Raw genomic sequence first — 4494 nt, forward strand, 5'->3', positions numbered from 1 at the left:
AAAAAGATGAAAAACTTTTTTACTTCTATATTTCGTCCAATAATATATATATTTCTTGGACTTTCACTGGTTTTCGCTTGCCAGAAAATCAATCCATTAGATGGCGTTGAATTGACGGTGAATACTGATATTTATAAATCGCCAGTCCTCATTCAATTTGTCGATGGTAGCTCAACTTCTACTAAAATACCTGAAGGGCTGAGTGTAACAATTAGCGGTCCCGGTAAAGACTTTGTATTAGACGATTTCGGGGGTAAAGATTTTACCGTTGCTGGTAATATTCTTACTTTAGTATTGAATAAAACTGCTAACCCAACTGAAACAAACCCTATTGTTTTTACGGTTGCTGTTTCTGGAGCTGGTTACTTATCTACCAGTAAAACAATCACAATTGTAGATGGAACAACCCCACAATCGCATGTAGTTTCTTTGGTTGGTTTGAGTGCTCCTCCGCTAGGTGTTACTGCTGCTTCACAAAATATTTCGTTAACAGGCGGTACAATTCAGATTCCAACTGGAAATGGAAAAAATGAAAGTGCAAGCCTAAGTATAGCTCCTGGTACTCAGGTAAAAGATGCGGCTGGAAATGTAATCAACGCAACAAGTGTTAGTACACAAGTGGTGCACTTTGGTTCAGCACAAATGGAGTCTTTACTTTCATTTCCTGGTGGTTTTACTCCACAAAATGTTAATAGAAATGGTACTATTACCGAAGGTGCATTTGTTACAGCGGGTTTTGTTGCAATTGATATGCAGGCTGGTGGAAAGGAAGTAAAAAGCTTCTCGAAACCGATAGAAGTTAAAGTTGGAATTAATGATGATTTTGTTGACCCAAATACGAATTTAAAACTAAAAGAAGGAGACGTTATTCCAACTTGGAGTTATGAAAATACTACTGGGGAATGGAAAGAAGAAGGTGTTGCCACAGTATCGAAAGATGCAAATGGTAAGTTAGTAGCTACTTTTACAGCAAGCCATTTATCGTATTGGAACTTAGATTACTTCTATCAACTTGGTCCAAAATGTAATAGTTACTATACGCAAATAAAAGTTAATTCAAACGTATCTACCTATATGAGTGGCTATTATGGATACCTATATGCTGGAAATCAAATCCTGAATGGATACAATTTTGATGTTACGAACGGAGCAATCTCTTACATTATCAATCCACGTAGAGCTGATATGAAAGTGAAAGTATTTGATATGACTAAAGCCCCAGCAAAAGTAGTTGGAGAAACGGCATTGTTTAATCCATGTAATGTTACAACTGCTGTTCCTATCAATCTTACTTTACCTGCACCACCGCCGCCAATCAATGTTGATATTGATTTTACCGCTAAATGTAGCAATAAAGATGTGAATATAAAGCCATCTACGTGGTTGTATCTTTATGATCCAACTGCAAGTTGGTATGGAAGATATATATATTCATATATGACAAGCGGAAAAACAAGTCTGACCGTAAAAGAAGGAACAGAATACTTTATTTATGCTTATTCAGCAGGAAAATATTATTCAGGTAGAGCAACATTTAGCAAATCTTCTTCAAACATAATAACATCAGGAGGAACTGGCTTGACGGGTACAACAACTTATAATGCAAGTACTGGAAAAGTAAAATTAGTTGCAACTTATACCACAAACGATTGTAAGTAAAACTTTCAATTATTCCGAGTTTAGCATTTAGCAAAAAAGCGATCAAAATTAGTTTTTTGACCGCTTTTTGTTTTTAATTATAAGTTCACATTTGTTTTAAATTTAAAAGTAAAACCTATGAAATAACTTTTGTAATATATTTACTTTGTAATTTTATAAAACCTTCTGTTTGAAAGAATTATTAAAGAATTTAAAGTTGTCTTGACAAAAAATAGATTTGAAATACATTTCTAATATTCTTCCGTCAAGAAAGTTAAATATGAGAAACTGCTTAATATTTGTATATCCTTTTAAAAAATTATTCCTGAAATACATCATTTCTGTACTATTCGTATGTTATTTTTCAAATAGTTTACTTGCTTATCCTTCCTTTAATGAGGCTAGTTTCCGTAGTATGTCATCTAGTGAACGTTATCGTTATGTTCATGATTATCCATTTTGGAAAGTGGATGATGTAACAAAACTCTCAACAATTCTTTCACGAATGGCTCGTATCGCTACTGTCTCCAATGATTACCAAACACAGCTAGCTTTAAAATATTATATTAGTCTTGTAACTGGAAAATCAACTCTTAAAATATCTAATGGTAAAAGTCCCAACGATGTTTTAATTGATATGAGGAAACTCGCTATTCAGAAAGGTTATGAAGTAGAGGAAGTAGTAGCATTATGTTATTTAACAAACAGTCTATATTTAGGTCAAAAATTATCTAAAGAACAATACTATGTGGATGTTCAACATTGTTTTGAACAACTTCAACGTGTGGGTTTCGAGAAATTCAGAGACTATAATGTAGCAGGACTACTTTTTAATTTCGGTAAATGTCTTTGGGATTTAGGAGATTTTGATAAAGCCTATCAATACCTAAGTATAGCCGAACGCTTTATTGAGCCAACCATTGAAGGAGGATTTCACTACACACAAGTGTTGAGTTATCTTCAGACTTACTGGAAAGATAAAAAGGATTATGATAAGTCTATTTTTTACGCTAAGAAAATTCTGCATTTTCATCAAAACCTACACATTGAAACCCCCGAACAAAGATATTGGAATCACTTCTGGTTAAATTTTTCTTCTATTGATATTGCTTCGCTGCTTATTGAACAAGGAAAAATTAAGGAGGGAGAATTCTATGCAAACAAAGGTTACCAACTTATCAAAACTCAACTTTCGTTAGACTCTACTGTGTCTAAACAAGCAGAATTTGATGCTTTGATGGTACTTATTCCGATTAAATTAAAACTGGGAAAAATAGATGAAGTTAAAGTACTATTAGAACGTGCCAATATTATTAAAAATGACTTATCACCAAAAGGACTACTAGATTATTTTAAACCTCTCAGATTTTATAAATACTCTTCAGAATATCAGGAAAAGCAAGGAAATTTTGCTTCTGCTTTACGTTTTACTCATCTTGCTCAAGTACTTCAAGATAGCCTGAACCGTCATAATGATGCTCAAAAACTCTCGCAGATGCAACTCCGTTATGAAGCAGAAAAATATGCAGAGCATTTAAAAATGATTGAGAACGAGAAACAACTACAGCAATACTTACGCAATGCAATACTTGTCATTTTGCTTCTGGTTGTAACCTTTGGTTTTATCAGTCTTAGACGACTACATAGTAAGCATCGCCAAAAAGAAGAAGAATTGAACCTAGCCAAGTATGACCTCAATTCGCTGACACAACACTTTCGTAAAATGTCTGAATTGGTGGAAAATCTTCGTATTGAGAATGAAAAACTCATCACTAATAGCACTCACAAAGAGTACTTAGAGCAACTCATTTCCTCTACAATTCTGACTGATGATGACTGGACAAACTTCAAAGTAATGTTTGAAAAAGTACATCCGGGATATATTCAAGTACAAAAAGAAAAATATCCAGACCTCACTAATGCTGAAACTCGTTTATTGATGCTTGAAAAGCTAGATTTAAGCGCCCAAGAAATGGCGAATATGATTGGTGTGAATAAAAATACCATTCACCAAACCCGACTACGCTTACGCCGAAAAACTAGTGATAGAGTATAAATACAAATCCTAAAGACCTATTTATTAGTTCGTTATAATTTTGTCATCTTTTTGTCATGCCTTTTTTTTGCTTTCCTCCTCTTTCTCTGATAACCTTTGTTATACTAAAGTACAAATGACCGAGAACTTCTTTATAAATGCTAGAATACAATTCGCCTTTGTTATCTAATCTCTAACACATCAATAAGCTTTACAAAATTTATAGTACTGTCTCAGTTTAAATTTGAGTAAAGCATTTACATTTATCAAAATAAGTAGATAGCAATTATTTACAAAGCTTCTGCTTTCCAACACAAAGGTTTATGATAGTTTTAATGTTAAAACTATCGTAAATCTAAGTTGGTTAGTTTAAATCTACGCTTGATTTACTTTAATGCTAAAATTTGATAAACCAAAGACTATAAATATTAAGCGTACAGCAAAAAAATCAATTTAAACAAATATTAATTTATGAAACGAAGAACTACTTTTAATTTATTTCTTCTTTGTGCATTTTTCATTAGTGGAATAAATACCACTTTTGGACAAGAGCCATCTTGGTCTAATACCCACAAACTGGGTCTCTCATTGAATTTAGGCACAACGCCTGGTATTGACCTTGCTTATGCCATTAGCCCTAAAATCACTACTCGACTTGGATTTAGCTATTTTAAGTACAATGTCAATTCTACAACGACTACTTCAGACGAAGAAGTAAAATTAGCAGGTGATGTAGATATGGCGATGGCAGGATTATCTTTTGAATACCATCCTTTCAAAAAAAGTAGCTTCAAATTATTTGGAGGTGCTTCGTATATTGA

General features: G+C 33.2%; 3 protein-coding genes. All 3 read left to right on the forward strand.

Translation table 11 applies throughout. The annotated features are described in order from the left end of the window. On the forward strand, positions 1-1659 hold a 1659-nt coding region (locus tag HNP25_RS21510; RefSeq protein WP_221432531.1), incomplete at its 5' end, for an astroprincin family protein. A 259-nt stretch (positions 1660-1918) separates the two neighbouring features. Beyond that, positions 1919-3694 (forward strand): helix-turn-helix transcriptional regulator, encoded by a 1776-nt coding sequence (locus HNP25_RS21515; protein WP_221432532.1) that lies wholly within the window; start codon positions 1919-1921, stop codon positions 3692-3694. 450 nt (positions 3695-4144) lie between these two features. Then, on the forward strand, positions 4145-4494 hold a 350-nt coding region (locus HNP25_RS21520; protein ID WP_221432533.1), incomplete at its 3' end, for a hypothetical protein.

Origin of the sequence: Arcicella rosea, assembly GCF_014204325.1 — a bacterium.
GTDB lineage: Bacteria > Bacteroidota > Bacteroidia > Cytophagales > Spirosomataceae > Arcicella > Arcicella rosea_A.

Excerpts from the sequence above, each read along its gene's own strand:
- HNP25_RS21515 (WP_221432532.1), top strand. The coding sequence starts at position 1,919 with ATGAGAAACTGCTTAATATTTGTATATCCTTTTAAAAAATTATTCCTG.